At 63.4% G+C, this 1304-nt stretch carries 1 protein-coding gene; it reads right to left on the reverse strand.

What is annotated here, in order from left to right:
* The coding region (locus tag FHW96_RS25895; RefSeq protein ID WP_172343445.1) for a UDP-glucose/GDP-mannose dehydrogenase family protein at window positions 1–1304 on the reverse strand (1304 nt) is incomplete at both ends.

Consider the following 1304-nt stretch of genomic DNA (forward strand, 5'->3'; position numbering starts at 1 on the left):
CGCCCGATGGAGGAATATTCGAAGCCCTTTGCGCGGGCGTCTGCGGGGTCGAATACATTGCGCAGGTCGATGAGGACGGGTGTGTTGAGCGCGGCCTTCAACCGTTCCAGATCGATGGCGCGGAAGGCGTCCCATTCGGTCACGACCACGGCCACATCGGCCCCGGTCACCGCCTCAAAGGCGCCGCCCACCATCTTGACCTCGGGCATCAGGGGCGCGGCGGCCTCCATCCCTTCGGGATCATAGGCCACCACATGCACGCCCGCGTCCATCAGCGTCTGGGCAATGGCAATCGAGGGCGCATCGCGCATGTCGTCGGTGTTGGGCTTGAACGTCAGACCCAGCAGCGCCGCAGTCTTGCCGCGCGCCTCGGTCGGCCCGCCCAGCGCATCGACCACCTTGCGGCCCATCGCGCGCTTGCGGCTGTCATTGACCTTGACCACCGCCTCGACGATGCGGGTCGGGCTGTCATAGTCCTCGGCGGTTTTCAGCAGCGCCAGCGTGTCCTTGGGAAAGCACGAGCCGCCATAGCCCGGCCCGGCGTGGAGGAACTTGGAACCGATGCGGTTGTCCATGCCGATGCCGCGCGCGACATCCTGCACATTGCCGCCCACCTTTTCGCACAGGTCCGCGATCTCGTTGATGAAGGTGATCTTGACCGCCAGAAAAGCATTGGCGGCATATTTGATCATTTCGGAAGACCGGCGGCTGGTGAACAGGATCGGCGCCTTGTTGATGAACAGCGGGCGATAGACCTCGTTCATCACGCCCTTGGCCCATTCGTCCTCGACCCCCACGACGATGCGGTCCGGGCGCTTGAAATCGCCGATGGCCGCGCCCTCGCGCAGGAATTCCGGGTTCGAGGCCACGCCGAACTGCACCTTGGTGCCCGTCTCGGCGATAATGCGCTCCACCTCGTCGCCCGTGCCCACCGGCACGGTCGATTTGGTCACGATCACGGCAGGTGTCTTCAGATTCTCGCCCACTTCCTGCGCCACGGCATAGACATAGGACAGGTCCGCATGGCCATCGCCGCGCCGGCTGGGCGTGCCCACCGCGATGAAGATCGCCTGCGCGCCCTCGATCCCCTCGGCCAGGTTGGTCGTGAACGACAGCCGACCCGCCTTCACATTGCCCGACACCAGTTCGGCAAGACCGGGCTCGTAAATCGGCATGATGTTGTTGTTCAGCCGTTCGATCTTGCTCGGATCCTTGTCGATGCAAACCACATCGTGACCAAAATCGGCAAAGCACGCGCCTGACACAAGACCAACATAGCCCGAGCCAACCATTGCTATCTTCAT

The sequence above is a fragment of the Novosphingobium sp. SG751A genome, from assembly GCF_013149295.1.
Lineage (GTDB): Bacteria > Pseudomonadota > Alphaproteobacteria > Sphingomonadales > Sphingomonadaceae > Novosphingobium.